The organism is Andreprevotia chitinilytica DSM 18519 (assembly GCF_000711875.1).
GTDB lineage: Bacteria > Pseudomonadota > Gammaproteobacteria > Burkholderiales > Chitinibacteraceae > Andreprevotia > Andreprevotia chitinilytica.
Genome location: NZ_JONM01000008.1, coordinates 84411 through 108914, shown reverse-complemented (window position 1 = coordinate 108914; position 24504 = coordinate 84411). Strand labels below are relative to the sequence as shown.

The following is a 24504-nucleotide window of genomic DNA, read 5'->3' as shown; positions in this document are numbered from 1 at the left end:
GCACGTGATGACGCCTCGCCTATCGACCTACCTGTCGATCCCTGTTGCACCCTTGCTCGCTTTGGTCCTACTGACCGGCTGCGGCAAGCGCGAAGAACCCCAGGCGGCCCTGAGCGCGCCGGCAGCCGCGCCAAGTGGCGCTGTTGCCGAAAAATCCGCCGCGGCAGACACTGCGGAAGCAGCGGCCAATGCCCCACGGCGCTACATCGCCGTACGCCAGCATCTGACGATCGAAACCGAGCCGGAACAGCTCTCCACAGTCTGGCAGGCGGCCCAGCAACGTTGCGTCGAGCCCACCTGCGAGCTGCTCAACGCCACCTTGAACAAGGCCGACGACTACGGCGTGCCGACCGCGCAAATCTCGGTGCGCTTGAAGCCATCTGCGGTCGCCGCGTACACCACGGCGATCAGCCAGAATGGCAAAGTCATCGAGCAAGCGATCAGCCGCGAAGACAAGACCGACGAAGTGATCGACGTCGAAGCGCGGCAAAAGAACATCGCCCAACTACGCGACAACCTGCGCCAGATGCTCAACCAGCAAAACGCCAAGCTGGCTGATCTGCTGGCCGTCCAGAAAGAACTCGCCGAAGCCCAATCCCAGCTGGATTCGATGGCCGGCCGCCGCCTGGCCTTGGCCAACCAGACCGACAAGGTCGCGGTCGACATCGAACTACGTGCCCGCCGCTCGGTCGCCGAGCGCAGCGTGTTTGCCCCGCTGATGCAGTCCTGGCATGAGGTCGGTTACCGCTTCATGGAAAACGTCGGCAACGTGCTGACCTTTGTCGCCAGCATCCTGCCGTGGCTGTTATTGCTCTGGCTGCCCGGCTGGTGGTTGATCAAGCGCTGGCGCAACTGGCGCGCGAAGCGCCGTGCCAGCAAGGAAAAACAAGCATGAACGAACCTCGCAAAGCGCCCACTTTCATCCCGCTCGACATCCTTGGCCCCGTTGGTCGACTCGAATGCCTGAAGCTCGAATCAGCGTTGCCGGAAACACGCGGCATCGCCTTGGTGGCGCACCCGAATCCGCTGGAAGGCGGCAGCTTCACCAACAAGATCGTGCACACGCTGGCCAAGACGCTGAGCCGGCTCGGCTACACCTGCTATTGCCCGAATCTGCGTGGTGTCGGCAATTCGGAAGGCGAACATAGCCGGGGTGAGTTCGAGCCGGACGACATGGCCGCCGTGCTGGCCCATGCCCGGGCCGAAAATCCGGGCATCGAGAAGCTGGTTTTGGCCGGCTTCTCCTTCGGCACCTACGTGCAATCACGCTTCCGCCAACGCCTGAGCGATACCGAAGTTGAAGGCATGATCCTGATCGGCCCCTCGGTCAGCCGCCATACGTTCCCGACCGTGCCCGCCGATACGCTCGTCATCCACGGCGAAGAGGACGAAGTGGTCAGCCTCGCGGCGGTGTTCGATTGGGCCCGACCCCAGCAACTACCGATCATCGTCGTGCCCGGCGTGAGCCATTTCTTCCACGGCCGGCTGACTCAACTCGCCAATATCGTTGAGCAGCAATGGAAGCTGCGCGGCTAACTGAAGCGGCGCGGCAATGAACCTCAACGCTGCGCCCTTTTCGCTCATTCTGCTGATCCTGTGCTGGGTCATCGCGGTGGCGCAGCTGCTGTATGCCGGCTGGCGCGTGCCGTGGGCAACCCTCAAGCAAGAAGAGCTGACCAGTTGGTTCGGCGCTACCATCGTCATCCTCGCAGGCTGGCAGCTCAAAGCCAGCATCCAGCCCGGCTTGGCTTATCACCTGCTCGGCGCGACGGCCTTGACCCTGATCGCCGGCCGCGGTCGCGCCTTGCTCAGCATGGCAGCGATCCTGGCCTTCGATACCGCTTACGATCATGCCGAATGGCCCGCGTTCGGATTGTCGTGGTTGATCTGTACCTTGCCGGTCTGGATCACCGATGCCCTGCTGCGCTTTGCCCGCAAGCGGCTGCCGGCCAACTATTTCGTTTACATCTTCGTCAACGCGTTCGCCGCCGGGGCGCTCGGCATGTGGCTGGTCGGCATCATCACCTGTGCGCTGCTTGCGGCGAGCGGCACTTATTCGTTTGACTTCTTGCTCGAAGAACAACTTCCGTATTACTTTCTGATGGGTTGGCCGGAAGCCTTCACGACAGGCATCAATCTCACGCTGCTCGTCATCTACCGCCCACAGTGGGTCGCCACCTTCGACGATAATTTCTATCTACGCAACTAGCCTCCAGGGGGCATGCCAGCTAGATTGAATTAAATTTCCCGGCCATCCCATGCAAAGCACCCGCGCGCGACTCAACCTGCTCATCATCCTGACGGTCACCTTTGTTCTAGCGGTGTCCGGGCTGTATTCGTATTGGCAAAGCAAAAGCCAATACGAAACTGCTTTGCAGGAGAACGAGGTCGCGTTGCGCAAACGTCTGGAAACCATCCTGCCCAGTATTTTGTGGAACTTCGATCAGAGCCTGCTGCAGCGGGTGCTCGATGCCCAGATGCAATGGCCGGATCTGGAAACGCTGGCAGTGGAATCCAACGACGGTATTTTCGCCGGCCGGCAGCGGGTCGACGATAAGCTGGTGCAGCTGAAAACCCGCCCAGCCGCAAACACCCCGCTCAAAAGCGTCAACATCATCTATGAAGAGCGGCCGGACAAACCGATCGGCAGGGTGCAATACCATGTCTCGACAGCACGCATGGACCTCAGCCTGCGCCAACTGGTGATCGGCAAGATCATCGAAATCGTGCTGCTCGACTTCATCCTGACCCTGGCGCTGGTGCTCGGGTTCAACCACATCATCCTCCGCCCCTTGCACACGCTTTCCGGCGCGCTCGATCACGCAGCGGCGCAGCCCCATTTCTCGATGGAAGAACTCAAGCTTGAGCACGGCTTGCGCGGTGAATTTGCCAGTCTGGCCGACAGCGTGCGCCGTATCGCCAGCCGCCTGTTGACCGAGCTGGATGAGCGGCGGCTGGCGCTCACCGCGCTCAAGGATGCGAAATTCCGTGCCGATGAGGCCTACCACGATCTGAAGCAAGCGCAGAACGAACTGGTTCAATCAGAAAAAATGGCGTCACTCGGTGGCTTGGTAGCTGGCGTCGCGCACGAGATCAATACGCCGGTCGGCGTCATCCTGACCAGCGCCTCCGTGCTTTCCGATGAGACGCATTCGGTCAAAAGCAATCTGGAATCCGGGGCGATCAAGAAATCCGATCTGGTGCGCTATTTTGAAACCGCCGAGCAATCGACCGGCCTGATCCTGAACAACGCCGATCGCGCTGCAGAGCTGATCCGCAGCTTCAAACGCGTCGCGGTCGATCAGACGTCAGAAGCACGGCGTACTTTCGAGCTGGGCGATTATGTCCGCGAAGTGGTTTCCAGCCTGCACCCCACGCTGAAGCGCGGCCAGCTCACCGTGCAGATCGGCTGCGATGAACGCATCGAACTCGACAGCTACCCAGGCGCGATGGCACAGGTCATCACCAACTTCATCACCAATACCATCGCGCATGCCTACGACGAAGGTCAGCCGGGCACGCTGGATATCGTGGCCACTCACGAAGGCGGCTCCGCCAGCTTGAGCTTTAGCGATCACGGCAAGGGCATACCCTACGAGCATCAAAGCAAGATCTTTGATCCGTTCTTCACCACCAAGCGGGGCAGCGGCGGCAGCGGGCTTGGGCTCAACGTGGTCTACAACCTGATCACGCAAACCTTGGGGGGCACGGTTGCGGTCAAGAGCATGCCCACCGAAGGCACGACCTTCATCGTCACCTTCCCATGCAATGCCCCACATCGGGGGATGGCTGCGGAGCTGAGCGGGACGGGCTGAGATCAGGGAGACTGGATCGCTACAAGTCGATCTCGCCGTCGTCCCCCTTACCGCTCGTTGCCCGCACCACGCCGACCGGTCTTTCCTGCTGTATCCTTCGCGTCTTGCTTCAATTTGGCTGTAACGATCCACCATGATTCCGTCCCTGCTCCTGTACTGCCGCCCCGGCTTCGAAGACGATTGCCGCCATGAACTCGAATCCCGCCTGCAAGACGACGGCGAGTGGGAAAAAGGCTTAGGCTGGCTCCGCTTTACACCGCACTCGATGGCCGAAGCGCAGCGCTTGATGCGCGAAATCGATGTGTATCAGCTGATCTTTGCCCGGCAAGTCGTGGTTGCCTTGGCACGCGTCGAGCTGGGTGAGCGTGATCGGCTGACACCGTTGCTGGCCGCCATCGATGCCCTCCCCGCCAACCAGCAAGGCCCGTGGAGCGAAGTGTTGCTGGAGCACCCGGATAGCGATGCCGGCAAACAGCTCTCCGGCTTCTGCCGCCGCTTCGGTGACATCGTCAACAAGGCGCTCGCTGACCGGATCGCGCCTAAACCCGGCCGCTGGCGGCTGCACCTGTTCTACACCAGCATGAGCGAGGCATGGATTTGCGTCGCCGACCCCAATCGCAGCAGCCCGTGGCCGCTGGGCATTGCCCGCGTGCGGATGCCGACCCAGGCACCCAGCCGCTCCACGCTGAAACTGGCCGAAGCACTGATGGTGCTGGTGCCGGATGCAGATCAACGCCTCAAGCCCGGCATGGTCGGTGTCGATCTCGGCGCGGCGCCGGGTGGCTGGACCTACCAACTCATCAGCCGCGGGCTCAAGGTGTTTGCCATCGACAACGGCCCGATGAAGGGCGATATGGCGCTTCATCCACACGTCAAACATCTGCGCGAGGACGGCTTCAAGTTCCGTCCGCAACATCCGGTGGATTGGCTGGTGTGCGATATGGTCGAGCAGCCGGTGCGTATCGCCGAGCTGATGGCACGCTGGTTTGCCGCTGGCATGACCCGTCACGCCATCTTCAATCTGAAGCTGCCGATGAAAAAACGCTGGCAGGAAATCGAGCGGTGTTTTGACCTGATCGACGACGCTTTGGCCGGTGCCGATGTCCACTACACACTGACCGCCAAGCAGCTGTATCACGACCGGGAAGAAATCACCTGCTACCTGACCCGGCCGAGCGGACGTCAACGCTGATCGTCTCGTTGACAGCACGCCGTCAGCCCACCTAGGCTGTGCGCCTCTTCAAATCCACACAGGGGAAACGCAATATGTTCAAGGAGTTCAAAGAGTTCGCGATGCGCGGCAACGTCATGGATCTGGCGATCGGTGTCGTGATCGGCGCCGCATTCGGCAAGATCGTTGATTCGCTGGTCAAAGACATCATCATGCCGCCGCTGGGCTTCATCATCGGCAAGGTCGACTTTGCGAATATCTTTCTCGTGCTGGCCCAAGGCAAAACCCCCGGCCCTTATGTCACGCTCGATGCCGCTCAAAAAGCAGGCGCGGTGACACTCAACATCGGCAATTTCATCAATATCTGCATCAGTTTCCTGATCGTGGCCTTTGCCATCTTCCTGATCGTGAAACTGATGAACAAGCTCAAGCGCGAAGAACCCGCTGCACCAGCCGAACCGGCCCCGACACCGGAAGACGTGCTGCTGCTGCGCGAAATTCGCGATTCGCTCAAAAAATAAGCAACAGCATCACAAACAACAACGCCGGCATTTGCCGGCGTTGTTGTTTGTCGCTCAGTAACTGCAACTGCTGGCTGCAGGTCAGTCCGCCAGCGCTTGCTTCAGCACATCGATAAAGCGGGCATTTTCTGCCGGCAAGCCAATCGACACCCGCAACGAGTTCGGCATGTTGTAACCCGCCAGCGGACGCAGGATCACGCCGTTCTGGAGCATGAACTGATTCAGCGCCTTGGCATCGCCCACATGGAAGGTCACGAAGTTGCCCCAGCTCTGGATAAACGGGATGCCAAGCTGCTGCAGCGCGGATGTGATCTGTACCATGCCTTCGCGGTTGATCCGCACCGATTCCTGCAGAAATTCGACATCATCCAGCGCCGCTTCAGCCGCCGCCAGTGCCAGATTGTTGACATTGAATGGCCGGCGCACCCGGTTGACGATATTGGCCACTTCTTCGCTCATCATCGCAAAGCCGACCCGCAACCCGGCCAAACCATAAGCTTTGGAGAACGTGCGGCTCACCACCAGGTTCGGAAACTGGCGCAGCCATTGCACTGAATCGGAGCGTTTTTCCGCTGGCAGGAATTCGGTATACGCCTCGTCCAGCACTACCAACACGTCCTTGGGGCACTTTTCCAGGAATTCGATCAGATCACCCGGCCGGGCCAGCGTGCCGGTCGGATTATTCGGGTTGGCGATCCACACCACGCGTGTATCCGGGCGGATGGCCGCCAGCATGGCCTCCAGATCATGGCCGTAATCAACAGCCTTCACTTCGATGCCAGTCGCGCCAGTGGCTTGCACGGCCAGCGGGTAAACGGCGAACGTGTACTGCGAATACACCGACGAAACGCCTGGGCTCAGGAAAGCATGCGCGACGAATTCGAGAATGTCGTTGGAACCGGCGCCCAGAATGATCTGGGCCTCTTTCACACCGAATTTCTTGCCGATTTTATGCTTGAGCGAAAACGCCGCATCGTCCGGGTAGCGCGCCAGTTCATTCAAATGCGCTGCAACAGCAGCCTTGGCTTTCGGGCCGATACCAAGCGGGTTTTCGTTCGAGGCCAGTTTCACGATCGTCGCCGGATCGAGGTCAAGTTCACGGGCAACTTCCTCAATCGGGCGGCCGGGTTGGTACGGGGCAATGGCACGGACGTATTCGGGGGCAAGATCACAAAGCGACATGGGGAATTCCTGACAGGCAAGCAAGACGGGAGAACCAGAAGGTTACCACGCCGGGTAGCAGGCGTGAGGCGCGGCGTGGCTTGCTTTGACGTCGATCGCCGCTAAGGTGGAAACAGCAAGAGCCGAGGCTCTGTTGACGTCTGTTACGCGGCTGCGCTGGGCCGGAAAAAGGCCAAGTCCCCCGTGTGATCAGGGAGCGCCCGATGGGCGCGTGGGCGCGACGACGGCAATAACCGGTTATTGGCTAGGAGCGGAACAACGTAATTGGCCTTTTTCCGGCCCAGCCCCATCACTGAGCAAGGATAAATCCCTCGCACGTAGAGGGTTTGGGGCCTTTCGGGCGCATCGCCGTGCCGCGAATCGCTTGTGGTGTTAACACCACTGCGCGCTTCACGGCCCAACGCTGCATCCCGAATTGCCCCAAACGCAGCCGTGTAACAGACGTCAACAGAGCCTAGGATCACAGCGTGTCTAGCGTCGCCGTCGAGTTTCTGCACCCGCGTTCGATCCTGACGCTGGCTGCCGCGGTTTTCTTCGCCACCGGGCTCATCATGACCTTGATGGGCAGGAGCCGCCGCGTCTACCCGGGCTACTGGCATTGGGTTTGGGGTGAATTCGCCTTCGGTGCCGGCGCATTGGGTATCGCGCTACGCGACGTCATCCCCCTCTTCTGGACCGCCTACGCCGCCAATGCCTTGCTGCTGCTGCAACCGGTGCTGATCGCGGCTGGCTTGCGGCGCTTTTTGCACCAGACCAGCCAACGGCGGGAAGTACAAGATTATCTGCTCTGGCTATTCTGCTATGCCGCCTGGCTGGTCGGCATGCAATTGGGGCTGCCGCTCGGCACCAACGTCTTCATCTTTTCACTCGGTTTTCTGCTGTTGTGCGGTCGCCTGCTGCAAGTGCGCCAGCCGGATACGCCGGAGTCGGTACGCGGCACCCTCAACATCCTGTTGGGCAGCTATGCCTTGTGCGCACTGGCACAACTGATCCGTGGCGTCTCCGGGCTGACCATGCCGCAGAACGCGAGCTATTTCGACGATGACCCACTGTTCGGCTTTGCCTTTCTTTGCATCGTTCTGCTGGCGGTCATCACCATCAGTACCTTGCTGCTGATGACCAATGAGCGGGCCGAAACCGAGCTGCGCGCCGTTGAATCGCAGCTGACCGAGCTGGCCAACACCGATGGTCTGACCGGGCTCGCCAATCGCCGCCACTTCCTGTTTCTGGCCGAACGCCTGCAAGCCATTGCGGAACGGGGCGAACATCCGGCGCTGCTGATCATCGACGTGGACCACTTCAAAGGCGTCAACGATGAACGCGGCCATGCCACTGGCGACATCGTCTTGCGCGCCATCACCGCTGCCATCCATGAAGTCTTGCGCTCTGGCGATACGCTCGGCCGGCTCGGCGGCGACGAATTTGCAGTCCTGCTACCGGAAACCAACCAGCACGCCGCAGAACGCATTGCCGGCCGGATTGTCGCCCGCATCCGCGCCCTGACCATCCCGGACTTTGGCCCCGCACCCACACTCAGCGTCGGATTGGCGGTATTCGAGCCAGGGGAAACGGTCGGCGGTGTGATGCGCCGTGCCGACCAGGCGCTCTATGCGGCCAAACGGGCCGGTCGGAACTGCGCGATGACGCAGGATGGGCTGGTCTGTGAAGCGACGCTGGAAGAGGAAGAAGAAACCATGCTGGTCTATGCCAGCCATCGCACCATTCGCAAGCTGGCCGGCAGGTCGTGATCGACCAGGGCGCGCACCTTGGTTTCGGCAATGACTTCAAATCCATGCCGGGTATAAAACTTCACGGCCCCCGGATTGCCGCCATCGACATCGGCATGCACCGCGTTATAGCCAGCCGCATCCGCCATCAAAACGATATCCCGCAAGATACGACCACCCAGCCCGTGCCCACGCAAATCGGCGCTCACCGTGAGCGTGCGTAGATACCAGGCATTGTGGGGAATGTGGGCAAACAGGTAAGCCAGCTCAGCCGCACGCCGATGCAGGATGGTGGCATCCAGCGGCAATAGATCCAGTTGGGCGGCCAGCTCAGTCGCGAGCTGGCCGTGCCGCTCGGCCGGATAATGCGAAGCCAGCGCGATCACATTGCCCTTGTTGGTCCAGACCTCGTGATTGGTGTGGCTATAAGCGCCAGTGCCGGCTTGCCAGAGCAAGGCGAGATTGGTCTGTATCAGCTCAGGCGTCAGTGCAAACCAATAATCGTAGAACGGCGCATCTGCCTGATAGATCAGCGCGGCCGCCGCTCGGGCATCTGCGGCCCGGCCAGCGCGCTGTGGAAACTCGATGTATTCCATGGTCTTCACCTTGGATACCAGGACGGTCTCAGTCAAAAAACGTCGGCCGATAACGCGGGCGAGTGGCGACCTGTTCAGCTCTTGCTCAGCAAATCAGCCTTGGCCCAGCGTGCGGGTAAGAGCGGCGTGGCCGCCAACCGATCCAGCAGTACGGCGGGTTCGGTTGCAAATTGTAGTTTGGCAAATTCGGCGTCACGCACAAAGCCTTCCGCAACGGTTTTGCCAAGAAATTCACGCAGACCAGCGTAATAACCTGCCGTATCCAGCATGCCGACCGGCTTGCCGTGCAGGCCGATCTGGCCCCAGGTGAGAATCTCGAACAATTCGTCGAAGGTGCCGAAACCACCGGGCAAGGCGACAAAGGCATCAGCCAACTCGGCCATTCTCGCCTTGCGGGTATGCATCGAATCGACGATATGCAGCTCGGTACATGTCTGCAGCGCCAGCTCTCGCTCGACCATGAAGTCCGGGATCACGCCGATCACCTTGCCACCGGCGGCGAGGCAGCTTTCGGCCACCTCCCCCATCAAGCCGACCTTGCCACCGCCGTACACAAGCGCCAGATCACGCTCGGCCAGCAAACGGCCCAGTTCACGCGTCGCAGCAGCAAATGCCGGGTTTTCACCATGCCGGGAACCACAAAAGACGGCGACCGCTTTCATATCACCGCCGCCGGGTAAGCGCCGAGCACTTTGACGAACGCCGCAGTCTGGCGCAGCTCATCCATTGCGCTCACCAGCTTGGCGTCATTGACATGACCATCGACATCGACAAAGAACAGGTATTCCCACAACCCGGTGCGACTCGGCCGCGATTCGAACTTGCTCATCGATACGCCATGCCGGGCCAGCGGTTCGATCAACGAATGCAAGGCGCCCGGCCGGTTCGGCGCGGAGATGACCAGTGAGGTTTTGTCTTTGCCGGAGGCCGTTGTCTGCTGATACCCAAGAACCAGGAAGCGCGTGGTGTTGTTTGGCTCGTCTTCGATGTTTTCCGCCAGCTTGACCAAGCCGAAACGTTCCGCCGCTGCGTCGCCGGCAATGGCGGCTGAAGTCGGATCGAGGCTGGCCAGCCGTGCCGCTTCCGCATTACTCACCACGGAAATGCGCTCGACGTCGGCCGGCAGGTTCTTGTTCAGCCACTCATGGCATTGCGCCAGACTCTGGGCATGCGAATAAACACGCTTGATGCTGCTGCGCTCCGCCCCTTTGAGCAGCAAGTGGTGATGAATGCGCAGCACCACTTCGCCACAAATCGACAGCGGCGAATTCACCATCAAATCCAGCGTACGGCCCACGGCGCCTTCAGTGGAATTTTCCACCGGAGCCACAACGTAATCGGCCGAGCGCGCTTCAACGACGCGAAACGCTTCATCAATCGAGGCACAAGCCTGGGTCGTTGCTGCGTGACCAAAGTGCTTGATCGCAGCGGCTTGGCTAAAGGTGCCCTCCGGGCCAAGGAAGGCGATGGTCAGCGGGCGTTCGAGCGCCAGGCAGGCGGACATGATTTCGCGGAACAGCTTGGCCGCCGTTTCATCCGACAGCGGGCCTTGGTTGAGCTGTTTGATGCGCGTCAGCACTTGCGCTTCACGCTCCGGCCGGTAGACCACGCCACCACCCTTGATTTCGCCGATAGTGCGGGCGTGCTGCGCACGTTCGTTCAGCAGTTGCAGCATCTGCGCGTCGATGGAATCGATGGCGTCGCGATGCTGTTTCAGCAATTCATCACTCATTGCGGCTTAACCTCGGCTACGCGCAAAGTCACGCATGAAATCCGCCAGCGCCTTCACGCCGTCCAGCGTCATCGCGTTATAGATCGATGCGCGCATGCCGCCGACAGAGCGGTGGCCTTTCAGCTGCAGCAGGCCGCGCGACTTGGACTCCTCCAGGAACGCGTCATCCAGCGACTCGTCAGCCAGACAGAACGGCACGTTCATGCGCGAGCGGAAAGGCTTTTCTACCGGGCAGCTGTAGAAGCCGCTCGAACTATCGATGGTTTCGTACAGCAGCGATGCTTTTTCGATATTCCGTTGCTCGATACCCTTCAGGCCGCCTTGGGCAAGCAGCCACTTGAAGACGAGGCCCGCCACATAGATGCCAAAGGTCGGCGGCGTGTTGTAAAGCGATTCGCCGTCCGCGTGCACTTTGTAATCGAGCATGGTCGGCGTGCCTGGACGGGCATGGCCCAGCAGGTCTTCACGCACGATCACCAATGTGAGGCCAGATGGGCCGATGTTCTTCTGCGCACCGGCATAGATCAGGCCAAATTTCGAGATATCGACCGGCTTGGAGAGGATGTTGGACGACATGTCGCACACTAGCGGCACGCTGCCCGAATTCGGGATATAGGGGAACTCGACACCGCCAATGGTTTCGTTCGAGCAGTAGTGCAGATAGGCGGCATCCGGCGTTTTTGCCCAGCTGGCTTCATCGGGCACGTAGCTGAAGTGCCGGTCTTCGCCGCTGGCAGCGATGTTCACGTTCTCGAAACGACGCGCTTCCTTGATGGCGATCTTCGACCAATGGCCGGTGTTCACGTAGTCGACCGTGTCGCCTTCCTTGGTGAGATTCAGCGGCAGCATGCCGAACTGGAAATGCGCGCCGCCCTGCATGAACAGCACTTTGTAATTGGATGGAATGCCAAGCAGCTGGCGCAGATCTGCCTCGGCCTCATGAATGATCTGCGTGAACTCCTTGCCGCGATGGCTCATTTCCATCACGCACATGCCGCTGCCGTGCCAATCGGTCAGTTCTTGCTGGACTTGCAACAGCACATCGCGCGGCAAGACGGCCGGGCCGGCGCTGAAGTTGAACACCTGGGTCATGGGTCTGCTTCCTCTTACAACGTTCAAACCATAGTTTGCTGTGATAGGCCAAGGCCGACGTGGCTCATGCCAACCGCGCTTCAGCCCTTAGTCACGCTAATAGGAAATGCGCGCGCGCTGCGGCAATCGGCTTGGCGCGGTCGTCCTGCCATGCCATCAACAACACGTTTGCGATGCGTTTACCTTGGCGAACGATTTCGCAACTGGCATAGACGTCTTGCGGACGGCCGCTGCGCAAATAATCGATCGAAAAATCAACCACCTTGGGCAGCACAGAGGCTTCGTGCGCCCACATCAGGTGACAGATTGCAGTGTTTTCGAGAAAGCCACCAATCACACCGCCATGCAACGCCGGCAGTAACACATTCCCGATGTTCGATTCACGATATGGCAGCACGAACAGCGGCTCGCCGCCGTCGTCGCGCACTTCAGTACCGATCATGGTCGCGTAGGGAATCGTCGCCAGCACCGCTTGCAGATCGGCGATGGTCTTGATGTCGGTATGGCCTGGATGATTCGCCGGATGATTCGACATTGGCATCAGCCCTCCTTGCCCGCGCTGGTGCGCGCAAAGGTGCCGACCGCATACGCGACTGGCTTATTGATATCGTCCTGGTACGCGGTTGCCCTTGTAAAAGCGATGTGCTCCGTCATCCGGTAACACTCGGCGGTACAGAACACCGGCTCATCCGGCTTGGCCGGGCGCAGGTAGTCGATACGCAAGTCCAGCGTGGCGACCCCCTCCGGTCCGGGAAGCAATGTATAGATCGCACTGCCGCTGGCGGTGTCGATCAGCGTGGTGACCACGCCACCGTGCAACACTCGCGTTTCCGGGTTGCCGATGATGGCCTCCGAAAATGGCAATTCGAGCGTCACCACACCAGCCGATGAGGACACATACCGGATGCCCAATTGCTTGCAGTGCGGCAGCGCTTCAAACCACTGCATCACTTGAGCGAAAAAAGCCGGTGCAAGCACCGGCTTGAGATCATGCTTCGACGTTTCCGTCATCATCAGCACCTTCTGCGCCTTCAACACTGTCTGTCCCTTCTTCAGCCAGCTCTTCGTCGTCCGCATCCGTCTCGCAGACCTTTTCCAGTACCGAGAGTTTTTCGCCCTCGTCCAGATTGATCAGACGTACGCCTTGCGCTGCGCGGCCGGTTTCGCGGATTTCCGCCACCTTGGTGCGGATCAACACGCCACCAGTGGTGATCAGCATCAGGTCGTCAGTCTCGTCGACCAACGTTGCCGCCACCAGCTTGCCGTTGCGCTCACCGGTATCGATGGCAATCACGCCTTGCGTGCCGCGGCTGGTCAGGCGGTAATCGCCGACCGGCGTGCGCTTGCCGTAACCGTTTTCGGTCGCAGTCAGCACCTGCTGGTTGTCGTCGTTGGCAACCAGCATCGAAATGACGGCCTGGCCTTCCTGCAGCAACATGCCGCGTACACCGCCCGCAGTACGGCCCATGGCACGCACATCGGATTCGGTAAAGCGCACCGACTTGCCGGCATCGGAGAACAACATGACCTGATCGGAGCCGTTGGTGAGCGCAACGCCAATCAGGAAATTGCCTTCATCGAGGTTGATCGCGATGATGCCGCGCCGCATCGGCCGGGAGAAATCAGCCAGCGAGGTCTTCTTGACCGTGCCATCGGCCGTCGCCATGAACACATACTGGTCTTCGCGGAATTCCTTGACCGGCAACACGGCGTTGATCTTCTCGCCTTCTTCAAGCGGCAACAGATTGACGATCGGGCGACCGCGGCTGGTGCGGCTACCCTGCGGCAGTTCATACACCTTGAGCCAGTACACCCGGCCGGCGGACGAGAAGCACAGGATGTAATCGTGGGTATTGGCAACGAAAAGCTGATCGATGAAATCGTCATCCTTGGTCGCCGCGCCCTGCTTGCCACGGCCACCGCGCTTCTGCGCGCGATATTCGTCGGTCGGCGTGGTCTTCATATAGCCGCCATGCGTGAGCGTGACGACCATGTCTTGCGGCGTGATCAGGTCTTCAATGCCGATATCTTCGCCATGCAGCACGATTTCGGAGCGACGTGCGTCGCCGAAATTGGTCTTCACCTCGATCATTTCGTTGGTGATGATTTCGGTTACGCGTTCCGGGCGGGCCAGGATGTCCATCAAATCAAGGATACGTTCCATCACTTCCTTGTATTCGACGACGATCTTGTCCTGCTCAAGACCCGTCAGACGTTGTAAGCGCAGCTCGAGAATCGCTTGCGCTTGCACTTCGGACAGACGATAACCTTGGGCCGACAACCCAAATGCGGCGGCAAGGCCTTCCGGGCGCGAGGCGGTGATGTCGGTCCGCGCCAGCATTTCTTCCACCAGCGGCGAACGCCATTCGCGCTCCATCAGCGCGGTTTTGGCTTCCGGCGGTGTAGCAGCGGCCTTGATCAGCGCAATGATTTCATCGACGTTGGACAGTGCAACTGCCAAGCCTTCAAGGATATGGCCACGTTCGCGTGCCTTGCGCAGCTCGAACACCGTGCGACGGGTAACGACTTCACGGCGGTGCTTGAGGAAGCACTCCAGCACTTGTTTCAGATTCAGCAGGCGCGGCTGACCATCGACCAGCGCAACCATGTTGATACCAAAACTATCTTGCAGCTGAGTGTGCTTATATAAATTGTTAAGCACGATATCCGGCATCTCGGCGCGCTTGAGCTCGATCACCACGCGCATACCGGATTTATCGGATTCATCGCGAATCTCGGAAATCCCGTCGATGGTCTTCTCGCGTACCAGCTCGCCGATTTTTTCCAGCAAGCGCGCCTTGTTGACTTGATATGGGAGCTCGTCAACGATGATTGCTTGACGATCACCGTTCTTGCCACAGTCTTCAAAGTGGGTACGCGCACGCATCACCACGCGGCCACGACCGGTCCGGTAGCCTTCGCGCACGCCATGAATGCCATAAATGATGCCGGCAGTCGGGAAATCCGGTGCTGGAATCAGTTCGATCAACTCGTCAATCGTGATTTCAGCATTGGCCAGCAGTGCCAGCGCGCCATCGATCACCTCAGTGATGTTATGCGGCGGGATATTGGTAGCCATACCGACGGCGATACCGGATGAACCGTTGATCAACAGGTTCGGTATCCGGGTCGGCAGAACAGTTGGCTCGAGTTCCTTTTCGTCGTAGTTCGGCGTGAAATCGACAGTTTCCTTGTCGATATCAGCCAGCAGCTCGGCGGAAACCTTCTGCAAACGGCACTCGGTATACCGATAAGCCGCGGCATTGTCGCCGTCGATCGAGCCAAAGTTGCCCTGGCCATCGATCAGCATGTAGCGCAGCGAGAAATCCTGAGCCATCCGCACCAGCGCTTCATACGCGGCGCTGTCGCCGTGCGGGTGGTATTTACCCAACACATCACCGATCACGCGGGCGCACTTTACATAAGGGCGATTCCACACGTTGTTGCTTTCATGCATCGCAAAAAGAATGCGGCGATGCACCGGTTTCAAACCGTCACGCACGTCCGGCAATGCACGGCCTACGATCACGCTCATTGCGTAATCAAGATAGGAACGGCGCATTTCCTCTTCGAGACTGACGGGGATTGTTTCTTTGGCGAAGCTGTTTTGTTCGGACATATTCCGGGCGATGAGTGCAACGACTGGTTGATTGAATCGACTGAAGACTCTAGATACTCGGGAACAATCTTATACAGATGTCTTCCAATGCGAGTTTATCATGGCCTAGAAGGCGCTCCAATTTTCGGGTACTTCTACAACAATTCACGTTCATTTCATTTGCCTGCCAATTTTCAGGACATTAGAATAAGTCTCGTGAATGGAGAAACACCTTGAGTTGACGATAACGGGTGTCTATCCATAGTGAGAAAGTCACTTCTAACACGTCTAACAGGAGAACTATCCATGCTGCTCAAGCGTACTATTTCCAGTCTGGCCATCGCAGCCGCACTGGGTATCGCGGCTTCCGCATATGCCGCTACCGACGCCTACGTTACCAACACCACCAACGTTTCCGCTGAAAATCCGGAAGGCGTTGTTAAGAACGGCATCGGCGAATGCTGGCAAACCGGCACTTGGTCTGCTGACAAAGCCGTAAAGGGCTGCGCTGGTTGGGTTGAGCCGAAAGCTGCTGTTGCTCCGGCACCGGCTCCTGCTCCGGCCCCCGCTCCGGCACCGGCTCCTGCTCCGGTCGTGAAGAGCAAGAAGTTCACGCTGCGCACCGACGTTCTGTTCGACTTCAACAAGTCCACTCTGAAGCCGCAAGGCAAGGATGCACTGGACAAGCTGTATGACGAAGTCAAGAACATTGATCCGAAGGAAGGCGACGCCGTTGTGGTTGGCTTCACTGACCGTCTGGGTAGCGAAAAGTACAACCTCGACTTGGGCTACAAGCGTGCCAAGGCCGTTGTGGATTACTTCGTCACCAAGGGCGCACCGGCTGACAAGATCCACGCCGAATCCAAGGGTAAGGCTGATCCGGTCACTGGCGATACTTGCGCCAAGGTCAAGCCGCGTAAGAAGCTGATCGAGTGCCTGGCACCTGATCGCCGCGTTGAGATCGAAATCAAGGGCGTTCAAGAAGTCACCATGCCTGCCAAGAAGTAAGCAGCTGTGGTAAAAAAGCCCCGCCTTGGCGGGGCTTTTTCTTTTTCTGCTGGTTCCACCAGCATCGACAAGGAGCTGCAGGACGTGTTTATCAGTCGGTTATTAGCAATTTCAATGTTCTGCTTACCCATTTTTGGCCACGCGGCAGATGCTACCGCCGAGTTGAAGCGATTCCTGTCTGCCGGCTCTAGCCTGCAGGGGCAGTTCAATCAGACTGTCCTGCCACGCCGAAGCGGCGAGAAACCGCAATCGAGCAGCGGCAACTTCGCTGTCATGCGGCCTGGCAAATTTCGCTGGGCGTATGCCAAGCCTTATGAACAATTGATTGTCGGCGATGGCAGCCAAGTTTGGCTGTATGACCCAGATCTCAAGCAAGTAACGATCAAACGTATCAGCGCCGCGCTGGATGCCAGCCCCGCCGCGTTGTTGGCCGGGGATCAGGTCGATAAACTCTATCAGCTGCGCAACTTGCCCGACCGTGACGGGCTAGCCTGGTTGGAAGCCATACCGCGTGATCACGAATCCACCTTCAAGAAAGTTGAAATCGGCCTCCGTACCGGCCAACTGGCCACCATGACGCTGTACGATCAATTTGGCCAAACGACCAAAGTCGAATTCAGCGCCTTGAATCAGAACAACAAGCCCGACCAGAATCTATTCCGCTTTACACCACCGAAAGATGTCGATGTCGTCCGGGAATGACCTGTTTACCGAGCCGGGCCGCGAACCGCTCGCAGAGCGCCTGCGCCCGCGTACTGCTGACGAAGTCGTCGGTCAGCGCCATTTGCTCGCGCCCGGCAAGCCACTCGCCTTGGCTATTGCCGCCGGGCAACCGCACTCGATGATCCTGTGGGGACCACCGGGTGTTGGTAAGACCACACTGGCACGCTTGCTTGCCAATACCTTCGATGCCGAGTTTATCCCGCTCTCCGCCGTTTTTTCCGGCGTCAAAGATATCCGCGCTGCGATGGACGAGGCTGAAAAGAACCGTAAATTCGGTCGCCATACCATCCTGTTCGTCGATGAAGTTCACCGCTTCAACAAAAGCCAACAAGACGCCTTCCTGCCCTTTGTCGAATCCGGGCTGGTGACTTTCATTGGCGCGACCACTGAAAATCCCTCGTTCGAGGTCAACGCCGCCCTGCTTTCACGTGCGCAGGTGTATGTGCTCAAGTCGTTATCAGACGACGAATTGCGCACCCTCATCGAACGCGCTCGCGCCAACGCCTACCCGGAACTCGTTTTCGATACCGCCGCCATCGATACGCTAGTCGGTTATGCCGATGGTGATGCGCGCCGGTTGCTGAACCTGATCGAGCAAGCAGCAACAGCAGCCGACGTCGCCGAGCGGCAGGCCATCGACGCCCCCTTCCTTGCCGATGCACTTAGCCTGAACGCACGCCGTTTCGACAAAGGCGGCGACTCGTTCTACGACCAGATCTCCGCGCTGCACAAATCGGTACGCGGCTCGAGCCCGGATGGCGCCTTGTATTGGTTTACGCGCATGCTCGACGGCGGCGCAGACCCGCGCTACCTCGCTCGTCGCATTGTGCGCATGGCTTGGGAAGACATTGGTTTGGCCGATCCGCGTGCGATGCAAATCTGCAATGACGCCGCCGAAACATTCGAACGCCTTGGCAGCCCGGAAGGCGAACTCGCGCTGGCGCAAGCGGTGATCTACCTCGCCATCGCGCCAAAATCCAACGCCGGCTACAAAGCCTATAACGCGGCACGAGCGCTAGTCTCTGCGGACAAGAGTCGCGAAGTACCGGTTCACCTACGCAACGCCCCGACCAAGCTGATGAAAGAACTCGGCTACGGTCACGCGTATCGCTACGCCCATGATGAGCCGGACGCCTACGCCGCCGGTGAAACCTACCTGCCAGAGGGACTGGAAGGCACCCGCCTTTACGAACCAACTCCGCGAGGGCTGGAAAGCAAGATTGCAGAAAAACTACGGCATCTGGCCGAGCTTGATGCCGCCTGGCACGCGGAACAGGGCAAAAAGCGCTGATGCCTTCGTGTAAAATCGCCCCATTCACCACCAGACCAAGACACCATGCTCGACATCAACCAGCTCCGTAACGACCTCGATGCCGTCGTCGCCCGCCTCGCCGCGCGCGGTTTTGCTTTCGATGCAGCCAACTTCACCACCCTGGAAGCCGAACGCAAAACCCTGCAAACCGCCACGCAAGACCTGCAAGCCAAACGCAATAGCGTTTCCAAACAGATCGGCATGGCCAAATCCAAGGGCGAAGATGTCGCGCCAATTCTGGCGGAAGTCGAAAACCTGAAGGGTGAACTGGCCGCCAATGAATCGGCGCTCTCTGCCGTGCAAAACAAGCTCGACGACCTGTTGTTGGGTGTGCCTAACCTGCCGCATGATTCAGTGCCGGCCGGCAATGATGAAAAAGACAATGTTGAAGTACGCCGCTGGGGCACGCCGCGTACTTTCGATTTCACCGCCAAGGATCACGTCGACATCGGCACCCCGCTCGGTCTGGATTTCGAGACCGGCGCCAAGCTATCCGGCGCGCGCTTCACGCTGCTGCGCGGTCACATCGCTCGCCTGCATCGGGCACTGGCCCAATTCATGCTCGATGTGCAGACCAACGAACACGGCTACAGCGAGACTTACACCCCGTATATCGTCAACCCGGAAGTCCTGTTCGGCACCGGCCAGTTGCCGAAATTTGCCGACGACATGTTCCGCGTCGAACGCGGCGGCGAAGACGGGCATACCCAGTATCTGATTTCGACCTCGGAAATCTCGCTCACCAACACCGTGCGTGATTCCATCCTGAAAGCCGAAGAGCTGCCGATCAAATTGACCGCCCATTCGCCCTGCTTCCGTTCCGAAGCCGGTTCGTACGGTCGTGACGTACGCGGCATGATCCGCCAGCATCAATTCGACAAGGTCGAGATGGTGCAGATCGCCAACCCGGAAAAATCCTATGCCGCCCTAGAAGAAATGGTTGGTCACGCCGAAGCCATTTTGCAGAAGCTTGAACTGCCCTACCGTGTGGTTTCGCTCTGCACGGGCGATATGGGCTTCTCTGCCGCCAAGACCTACGATCTGGAAGTCTGGTTGCCAGCACAAAACACCTATCGCGAAATCTCCAGCTGCTCGAATTGCGAGGCTTTCCAGGCACGCCGCATGCAGACGCGTTTCAAGAACGAAGCGGGAAAGAACGAATTGGTGCATACCTTGAACGGTTCCGGCCTCGCCGTCGGCCGCACCTTGGTCGCCGTGCTGGAGAACTATCAAAACGCCGATGGCTCGGTGATCGTGCCTGCGGCCTTGCGCCCCTATATGGGCGGGCTGGAAAAGCTGGTCTGATCACTGATTCCGCGTGACAAAGCAAGCAACGGCGGCCCTTGGGTCGCCGTTTTTTTATGCGGTGCTGACTTAAAACCATGCAGTCGAAGCCAAGAACGTGAACCTTGGCAGCCATGACGGATCACATAGAAACGCGCACGGCCACACCACCCACCCGTCGTTCTAGCGCCTCCGCCACCACCCTTTCACACCAACCGTCGCGCAGTCATTTTGACGACCGCTTTTAGCGAAAGCCGCCCCGCTCGGCTATACCTTCCTTTAACCCTCCTGCTAATCCACACCCCATGAATGACTCCACCCTCTGGCTGATCGGCGCTGCCATCCTCATCGTTGCCGAGATGGTTTCCGGTACGTTTTACATGCTGGCAATCGCGATCGGCTTTCTTGCCGGCGCGGCCTTGGCATGGCTTGGGTTCAGCTTGCCGGTACAACTCGTCGTCGCCAGCCTGACCTCCCTGCTATCGGTCTGGCTACTCAAATTGTGGAAACGCCACCTGCTGAAACCAGCCAATCCATCGCAGGTCAGCAATCTGCTGGATCTTGGACAGCGCGTCGAAGTAGATCAATGGATTGATGCCCGCCACGCCCGCGTTCGCTATCGCGGCAGCCTGTGGGATGCCGAACTGGCACACGAGGGCATACCGCAAGTCACCAACTACGTCATCGTCGCCCAACGCGGCAATACCTTGATCCTCGATTCGCAACCTCATCAACCTTCCTGAACCGGAGTCCCGCATGCCTTTCGCAGTCGCGCTCGCCATCGTTGTCCTGATTTTCGTCGCCAAGACCCTTCGGGTTGTTCCGCAGCAGCATGCCTGGGTACGCGAGCGGCTTGGCCGCTTTCACGATGTACTCGAACCGGGCTTGCGCGTGGTGATCCCCTTCGTCGACCGCATCGCCTACAAACACAACCTGAAGGAAATCCCGCTCGACGTGCCGCCCCAGATTTGCATTACGCGGGACAACACCCAACTGCAGGTGGACGGCATCCTTTACTTTCAGGTGACCGATCCGCGCCTCGCCTCCTATGGTTCCAGCGATTACATTCTCGCCATCACCCAGCTCGCCCAAACCACATTGCGTTCGGTCATCGGCAAACTGGAACTCGACAAGACCTTCGAGGAGCGCAGCGACATCAACCGCGCGGTCGTGCTCTCGCTGGACGAAGCTGCCGCCAATTGGGGCGTGAAAGTATTGCGCTATGAGATCAAGGATCTGACCCCGCCCAAGGAAATCCTGCACGCGATGCAACAGCAGATTACGTCCGAGCGGGAAAAACGTGCCCGGATCGCCCAATCCGAAGGGGTGCGCCAAGAGCAGATCAATCTTGCGAATGGTCAACGCGAGGCGGCGATCCAGAAATCAGAAGGCGATAAACAAGCTGTGATCAATAAGGCGACCGGCGATGCCGAAGCCATCCGCCTCGTCGCCATTGCCAACGCGGAAGCCATCTCGCTGGTCGGCCAAGCCATCGGCCATACCGGCGGGCTGGAGGCCGTAAACCTCAAGGTGGCCGAGCAATATGTCGCCGCCTTCTCCAATATCGCCAAGGCGGGCAACACCATCTTGCTGCCCGCCAATGCCGGCGACGCGGCAGGTCTCGTGGCAACCGCCATGAGCATCGTCAAATCGGGTCACAAGGGCGTCTAGGCCTGAACGCCTGAAGCCAATCGTCCAACCAAAGCAGGGGAATGCGATGTCCGAGCAAAAATACCGCCTGATCACCCGCAGCGACTTTGATGGCCTCGTCTGCGCGGTGTTGCTGAACGAACTCGAATTGATTGACGACATCCTCTTTGTCCACCCCAAGGACATGCAGGACGGCAAAGTTCCGGTCACTGATCGCGACATCACGACCAACCTGCCCTTCGTACCCGGTGCGCATCTGGTGTTCGATCACCACCTGTCCGAAACCATCCGCAACGAGGGTGAACGCGATAACCACGTGATCGACCCCGATGCGCCCTCTGCAGCACGTGTGGTTTACGACTATTACGGCGGCAAGAAGGCGTTCCCCGAGATCAGTGAAGAAATGATGTTGGCGGTCGACAAAGCCGATTCCGCCGAATTTTCACGCGACGAAATCCTCGAGCCAAAAGACTGGGTGTTGCTCAACTATCTGATGGATGCGCGTACCGGGCTTGGGCGCTTCAAGACCTTCCGCATCTCGAACTACACCTTGATGATGGATCTCATCAAATACTGTCGGAACCACGGAATCGATGACATTCTGGCACTGCCCGATGTGGTCGAACGGGTTCAGCTCTTTCAGGAACAGGAACCGCTCGCCAAAGAACAACTGCTGCGGTGCGCGCGCACTTACGACAATCTGGTGGTGCTGGATCTGCGACAGGAAGAAACGATTTACGCCGCCAACCGCTTCCTGGTTTATGCGCTCTTTCCACAATGCAATATCTCGATCCATGCACTGTGGGGGCTGCACAAACAAAACACCGTATTTGCCACTGGCAAATCCATCGTCAACCGCAGCTCGCAAACCAATATTGGGGAACTGATGCTGCAATATGGCGGCGGTGGTCATGAAAATGCCGGCACTTGCCAGGTTGCCAACGAAAATGCGGATCGGGTGCTACGCGAGCTGGTGCTCAAGATCACGTCGGATGGTTGATACAGATTGATCACTGATTGATCTTGTCTCGCTCAAAACAAAAAACGCCGGTTTGAACCGGCGTTTTTGTTTGTCTGGCTGCAAGCCATCAAGGGAAAGCAGCGCCCTGCAAAGCCAACGTGCCGCTCCGACCGGGAATCTCACCCATCTCAACGCTGTGGTATGGCAGCTGCTGCACATCCAGCGTCTCGAACAATTGGTTCACACTCACCAGCTGGTAGCCTTGCGCTGTCCACCCCGCCAACAGGCGTTCGAACACCGGTAGCAACTTCATGCCCTCCAATTCAGCATGCAAGGTGTAGACGTGGCCGGTCGGCAAAGCCGTCTCGGTCAGACGCATTAGGTGCTCATGCACGTTATCGACCGTCAGGCCATCCACACCAATCAGCTCATCCAGCGTCGGCAAGGTAGTTGGCAACTGTGGTACGCGCACCAGCTCGCCATTCACCATCGGCCAGAACGGCTGCGTGCCGCGCCCGTCCGATGCGTATGTGAAACCCAGCTGCTGCTCAAGCCGGTACGCATGGGCATTCATCTGCCAGCCAGCGGCACCGTGGGTCAGTGGCGGCTCACCAAAAATCTCTTTGAAACGCTGGAATGCAGCATTGAGCTCGGCAGCGGTCCAGTCGGCATCGGCAGTGGCGACGCCATCTTGCCAGCGCACGTGATCCCAGGTGTGGATGCCGTTCTCGAAGCCCTGGGCGGCGATCTCACGCATGATGCCTGCGCAACGCCTACCGATATCCGGTCCCGGCAGCAAGGTGCCGTAGAGCAAGGTTTTAACGCCGTAATGCTCCAGCACCGAGGTGCGCGATACCTTCTTCATGAACCCAGGACGGAAAGCACGCTTGATCGCACGACCGGTGTGATCAGCGCCCAAGCTCCAGAGGAAGGTCGCGTTGGCATTGTGGCGCTTAAGCGCCTCTGCCAGTTTGGGCACGCCCTCGCGGGTGCCACGGTAGGTGTCTACATCAATTTTTAGCGCGAGATAGGGCATGGATGTCTAGCGGGATACTTTGGAAGTCGGTTGGACGTGGGGTTTGATGTCGGGTTTGAAGCCGGTCTGGAACCAGACCACTCAATCGTGTGGTTTGGCAGAAGTCTTTGCGGCCCGGCGAATCATTTCATGCACCATGGCCTGAAATTGCTCACCAAGCTGATTCTTGAGGGTGCTGACGCCAAAGCTTGCGATCAATACGGAAGTCGGCACCCATTCGGCGCGGTAGCTTATCACGGTCTGCTGATCCTGCTGCGCCAGCGTGGCGACACTGTGCATGGCACCGGTATCGCCGCCAACCGAGTGAGAGTCGATTTCGCTCATCGGCTTGAGCTCGATTTCCCGCGTCGAATCGAAAGCCACATCGAAAAAGCCGACATGCACGGTGCCATGCTGATTGACCGTGAGTTTTTCGCCCTCGCGGTTGAGCACATGGCTTTTCGTCAATTTCGGCATGAAATCGGTCATATGATCGAAATCAACCATCACCTGCCAAGCCAACTCACGCGGAACCGGAGCGGAAAACTCCCCCTCGACCATGATCTTGCCGCCATCGCGATGCGCATCGATCCGCACCGCAGTCGCATCGGTAGCAGGGGCCGCGCCGACAGGTAGCAAGAAAAACGAAAAGAGCAAAGCGGCGAGGATGCGCATCAGCGAAGAATCTCGCTGATCAGCAGACCCAACTCGTACAAACGGCCGGCTTCGACTTCGTGACAGCGCACCACGCGGGCGCGCATGGCAAGCGGCGAGCGTTGCTGATGACCATTCTTGGGTGGCATCACGAACACTTCCACCTCCTCATCCGGACGCGGCACGAACATGCTGCGGACAGTCAGCCCGGTCACGCTCAGGTCGATACAAGCACCGTAATACGAGAGCCCGAAGTCCAGCGTACGCAACTTGACGGGACAATTCATCGGTACACGCACTGCACTTCGTTGATCCTGTGCACGCAAACCGACTGACATCGCTCCCTCCGCTACATCGTTCTATTCACACAAGCTTGAACGACTATACCGCAGCAACTTGCCCTGCCCCATTGCCAGCCGACGACCGCGACCGGCAAGCGTGTTTTCAAACCGGATAGGCGTTG

Annotated in this window: 25 protein-coding genes; 14 read left to right on the top strand and 11 right to left on the bottom strand. The window is 58.8% G+C overall.

Annotated elements, in window-relative coordinates; all coding sequences use genetic code 11:
- Positions 1-7 precede the first annotated feature (7 nt).
- The 6 genes from BR41_RS12220 (at position 8) to mscL (ending at position 5507) form a co-directional block, all read left to right on the top strand.
- Positions 8-895 (top strand): DUF4349 domain-containing protein, encoded by an 888-nt coding sequence (locus tag BR41_RS12220; RefSeq protein ID WP_051710814.1) that lies wholly within the window; start codon positions 8-10, stop codon positions 893-895.
- The gene (locus BR41_RS12215) at positions 892-1536 is read left to right on the top strand and encodes an alpha/beta hydrolase (RefSeq protein ID WP_051710812.1); all 645 of its coding nucleotides are present in this window, start codon (positions 892-894) and stop codon (positions 1534-1536) included. Before BR41_RS12220 ends, BR41_RS12215 begins: the two co-directional genes overlap by 4 nt.
- Before the next feature lie 16 nt (positions 1537-1552).
- A complete protein-coding gene (locus BR41_RS12210; RefSeq protein WP_035056860.1) occupies positions 1553-2209 on the top strand; it encodes an energy-coupling factor ABC transporter permease in 657 nt (218 codons plus the stop codon).
- 49 nt (positions 2210-2258) lie between these two features.
- A complete protein-coding gene (locus BR41_RS12205; protein ID WP_051710811.1) occupies positions 2259-3815 on the top strand; it encodes a sensor histidine kinase in 1557 nt (518 codons plus the stop codon).
- Positions 3816-3948: 133 nt separating this feature from the next.
- Entirely contained in the window at positions 3949-5007 is a 1059-nt protein-coding gene (rlmM, locus tag BR41_RS12200; protein ID WP_035056857.1) for a 23S rRNA (cytidine(2498)-2'-O)-methyltransferase RlmM, read from the top strand.
- 74 nt (positions 5008-5081) lie between these two features.
- The gene (mscL, locus tag BR41_RS12195) at positions 5082-5507 is read left to right on the top strand and encodes a large conductance mechanosensitive channel protein MscL (RefSeq protein ID WP_035056854.1); all 426 of its coding nucleotides are present in this window, start codon (positions 5082-5084) and stop codon (positions 5505-5507) included.
- Positions 5508-5588: 81 nt separating this feature from the next.
- Here mscL and hisC read toward each other — a convergent pair whose 3' ends face one another.
- On the bottom strand, positions 5589-6689 hold the full coding sequence (hisC, locus tag BR41_RS12190; protein ID WP_035056851.1) for a histidinol-phosphate transaminase: 1101 nt from the start codon (positions 6687-6689) through the stop codon (positions 5589-5591).
- Positions 6690-7156: 467 nt separating this feature from the next.
- Between hisC and BR41_RS22960 the strand changes: the two genes are divergently transcribed.
- Entirely contained in the window at positions 7157-8437 is a 1281-nt protein-coding gene (locus tag BR41_RS22960; RefSeq protein WP_051710809.1) for a GGDEF domain-containing protein, read from the top strand.
- Here the strand turns inward: BR41_RS22960 and BR41_RS22955 are convergent.
- From BR41_RS22955 to gyrA, 7 genes are all read right to left on the bottom strand, one after another.
- Positions 8392-9048, bottom strand: a complete 657-nt coding sequence (locus BR41_RS22955) for a GNAT family N-acetyltransferase (RefSeq protein WP_169741292.1) — start codon at positions 9046-9048, stop codon at positions 8392-8394. The genes BR41_RS22960 and BR41_RS22955 overlap by 46 nt on opposite strands.
- Positions 9049-9086: 38 nt before the next feature.
- Positions 9087-9674 carry an LOG family protein gene (locus BR41_RS12175; protein WP_035056848.1) on the bottom strand — a complete coding sequence of 196 codons (588 nt, stop codon included), beginning with the start codon at positions 9672-9674 and terminating at the stop codon, positions 9087-9089.
- Positions 9671-10744, bottom strand: a complete 1074-nt coding sequence (gene pheA, locus BR41_RS12170; RefSeq protein WP_035056845.1) for a prephenate dehydratase — start codon at positions 10742-10744, stop codon at positions 9671-9673. Before pheA ends, BR41_RS12175 begins: the two co-directional genes overlap by 4 nt.
- A 6-nt stretch (positions 10745-10750) precedes the next feature.
- On the bottom strand, positions 10751-11836 hold the full coding sequence (serC, locus tag BR41_RS12165) for a 3-phosphoserine/phosphohydroxythreonine transaminase (protein ID WP_035056842.1): 1086 nt from the start codon (positions 11834-11836) through the stop codon (positions 10751-10753).
- 91 nt (positions 11837-11927) lie between these two features.
- Positions 11928-12377, bottom strand: a complete 450-nt coding sequence (locus BR41_RS12160; protein WP_245615874.1) for a PaaI family thioesterase — start codon at positions 12375-12377, stop codon at positions 11928-11930.
- Positions 12377-12850 (bottom strand): PaaI family thioesterase, encoded by a 474-nt coding sequence (locus BR41_RS12155; protein WP_245615872.1) that lies wholly within the window; start codon positions 12848-12850, stop codon positions 12377-12379. Before BR41_RS12155 ends, BR41_RS12160 begins: the two co-directional genes overlap by 1 nt.
- Positions 12825-15455, bottom strand: a complete 2631-nt coding sequence (gyrA, locus tag BR41_RS12150) for a DNA gyrase subunit A (RefSeq protein ID WP_035056840.1) — start codon at positions 15453-15455, stop codon at positions 12825-12827. The genes BR41_RS12155 and gyrA overlap by 26 nt, the downstream gene beginning before the upstream one ends.
- Before the next feature lie 285 nt (positions 15456-15740).
- Here gyrA and BR41_RS25430 point away from each other — a divergent pair, with 285 nt between their 5' ends.
- The 7 genes from BR41_RS25430 to BR41_RS12115 all read left to right on the top strand — a co-directional run bounded on the left by BR41_RS25430 (position 15741) and on the right by BR41_RS12115 (position 22411).
- Positions 15741-16442: an OmpA family protein gene (locus BR41_RS25430; RefSeq protein ID WP_035056837.1), complete on the top strand. Its 702-nt coding sequence runs from the start codon at positions 15741-15743 to the stop codon at positions 16440-16442.
- Between the two features lie 6 nt (positions 16443-16448).
- On the top strand, positions 16449-17144 hold the full coding sequence (lolA, locus tag BR41_RS12140) for an outer membrane lipoprotein periplasmic chaperone LolA (RefSeq protein ID WP_245615870.1): 696 nt from the start codon (positions 16449-16451) through the stop codon (positions 17142-17144).
- The gene (locus tag BR41_RS12135; RefSeq protein WP_156970683.1) at positions 17128-18456 is read left to right on the top strand and encodes a replication-associated recombination protein A; all 1329 of its coding nucleotides are present in this window, start codon (positions 17128-17130) and stop codon (positions 18454-18456) included. The genes lolA and BR41_RS12135 overlap by 17 nt, the downstream gene beginning before the upstream one ends.
- Before the next feature lie 45 nt (positions 18457-18501).
- Positions 18502-19782, top strand: a complete 1281-nt coding sequence (serS, locus tag BR41_RS12130; protein ID WP_035056819.1) for a serine--tRNA ligase — start codon at positions 18502-18504, stop codon at positions 19780-19782.
- Positions 19783-20066: 284 nt separating this feature from the next.
- A complete protein-coding gene (locus tag BR41_RS12125) occupies positions 20067-20504 on the top strand; it encodes an NfeD family protein (protein ID WP_035056817.1) in 438 nt (145 codons plus the stop codon).
- Between the two features lie 13 nt (positions 20505-20517).
- Positions 20518-21432, top strand: a complete 915-nt coding sequence (locus tag BR41_RS12120; RefSeq protein ID WP_035056814.1) for an SPFH domain-containing protein — start codon at positions 20518-20520, stop codon at positions 21430-21432.
- A 46-nt stretch (positions 21433-21478) separates the two neighbouring features.
- Positions 21479-22411, top strand: coding sequence for a DHH family phosphoesterase (locus BR41_RS12115; RefSeq protein ID WP_035056812.1), 933 nt, complete (start codon positions 21479-21481; stop codon positions 22409-22411).
- A gap of 88 nt (positions 22412-22499) precedes the next feature.
- Here BR41_RS12115 and BR41_RS12110 read toward each other — a convergent pair whose 3' ends face one another.
- From BR41_RS12110 to BR41_RS12100, 3 genes are all read right to left on the bottom strand, one after another.
- Positions 22500-23408, bottom strand: a complete 909-nt coding sequence (locus BR41_RS12110) for a polysaccharide deacetylase family protein (protein WP_035056809.1) — start codon at positions 23406-23408, stop codon at positions 22500-22502.
- An 81-nt stretch (positions 23409-23489) separates the two neighbouring features.
- Positions 23490-24062 (bottom strand): SRPBCC family protein, encoded by a 573-nt coding sequence (locus BR41_RS12105; RefSeq protein WP_051710803.1) that lies wholly within the window; start codon positions 24060-24062, stop codon positions 23490-23492.
- Positions 24062-24379, bottom strand: coding sequence for a PilZ domain-containing protein (locus BR41_RS12100; RefSeq protein WP_084187094.1), 318 nt, complete (start codon positions 24377-24379; stop codon positions 24062-24064). The genes BR41_RS12105 and BR41_RS12100 overlap by 1 nt, the downstream gene beginning before the upstream one ends.
- Between the last annotated feature and the right edge of the window lie 125 nt (positions 24380-24504).

What these genes read in the sequence shown, in the direction of transcription:
- serC (WP_035056842.1), bottom strand. Translation starts at nt 11,836, where the DNA reads ATGACCCAGGTGTTCAACTTCAGCGCCGGCCCGGCCGTCTTGCCGCGC.
- rlmM (WP_035056857.1), top strand. Translation starts at nt 3,949, where the DNA reads ATGATTCCGTCCCTGCTCCTGTACTGCCGCCCCGGCTTCGAAGACGAT.
- hisC (WP_035056851.1), bottom strand. Translation starts at nt 6,689, where the DNA reads ATGTCGCTTTGTGATCTTGCCCCCGAATACGTCCGTGCCATTGCCCCG.
- gyrA (WP_035056840.1), bottom strand. Translation starts at nt 15,455, where the DNA reads ATGTCCGAACAAAACAGCTTCGCCAAAGAAACAATCCCCGTCAGTCTC.
- BR41_RS12105 (WP_051710803.1), bottom strand. Translation starts at nt 24,062, where the DNA reads ATGCGCATCCTCGCCGCTTTGCTCTTTTCGTTTTTCTTGCTACCTGTC.
- BR41_RS12220 (WP_051710814.1), top strand. Translation starts at nt 8, where the DNA reads ATGACGCCTCGCCTATCGACCTACCTGTCGATCCCTGTTGCACCCTTG.
- BR41_RS12175 (WP_035056848.1), bottom strand. Translation starts at nt 9,674, where the DNA reads ATGAAAGCGGTCGCCGTCTTTTGTGGTTCCCGGCATGGTGAAAACCCG.
- BR41_RS12155 (WP_245615872.1), bottom strand. Translation starts at nt 12,850, where the DNA reads ATGATGACGGAAACGTCGAAGCATGATCTCAAGCCGGTGCTTGCACCG.
- BR41_RS12100 (WP_084187094.1), bottom strand. Translation starts at nt 24,379, where the DNA reads ATGTCAGTCGGTTTGCGTGCACAGGATCAACGAAGTGCAGTGCGTGTA.
- BR41_RS12135 (WP_156970683.1), top strand. Translation starts at nt 17,128, where the DNA reads ATGTCGTCCGGGAATGACCTGTTTACCGAGCCGGGCCGCGAACCGCTC.
- BR41_RS12115 (WP_035056812.1), top strand. Translation starts at nt 21,479, where the DNA reads ATGTCCGAGCAAAAATACCGCCTGATCACCCGCAGCGACTTTGATGGC.
- BR41_RS12110 (WP_035056809.1), bottom strand. Translation starts at nt 23,408, where the DNA reads ATGCCCTATCTCGCGCTAAAAATTGATGTAGACACCTACCGTGGCACC.
- BR41_RS12205 (WP_051710811.1), top strand. Translation starts at nt 2,259, where the DNA reads ATGCAAAGCACCCGCGCGCGACTCAACCTGCTCATCATCCTGACGGTC.
- BR41_RS12120 (WP_035056814.1), top strand. Translation starts at nt 20,518, where the DNA reads ATGCCTTTCGCAGTCGCGCTCGCCATCGTTGTCCTGATTTTCGTCGCC.
- BR41_RS12125 (WP_035056817.1), top strand. Translation starts at nt 20,067, where the DNA reads ATGAATGACTCCACCCTCTGGCTGATCGGCGCTGCCATCCTCATCGTT.
- pheA (WP_035056845.1), bottom strand. Translation starts at nt 10,744, where the DNA reads ATGAGTGATGAATTGCTGAAACAGCATCGCGACGCCATCGATTCCATC.
- serS (WP_035056819.1), top strand. Translation starts at nt 18,502, where the DNA reads ATGCTCGACATCAACCAGCTCCGTAACGACCTCGATGCCGTCGTCGCC.
- BR41_RS12210 (WP_035056860.1), top strand. Translation starts at nt 1,553, where the DNA reads ATGAACCTCAACGCTGCGCCCTTTTCGCTCATTCTGCTGATCCTGTGC.
- mscL (WP_035056854.1), top strand. Translation starts at nt 5,082, where the DNA reads ATGTTCAAGGAGTTCAAAGAGTTCGCGATGCGCGGCAACGTCATGGAT.
- BR41_RS25430 (WP_035056837.1), top strand. Translation starts at nt 15,741, where the DNA reads ATGCTGCTCAAGCGTACTATTTCCAGTCTGGCCATCGCAGCCGCACTG.
- BR41_RS12215 (WP_051710812.1), top strand. Translation starts at nt 892, where the DNA reads ATGAACGAACCTCGCAAAGCGCCCACTTTCATCCCGCTCGACATCCTT.
- BR41_RS12160 (WP_245615874.1), bottom strand. Translation starts at nt 12,377, where the DNA reads ATGCCAATGTCGAATCATCCGGCGAATCATCCAGGCCATACCGACATC.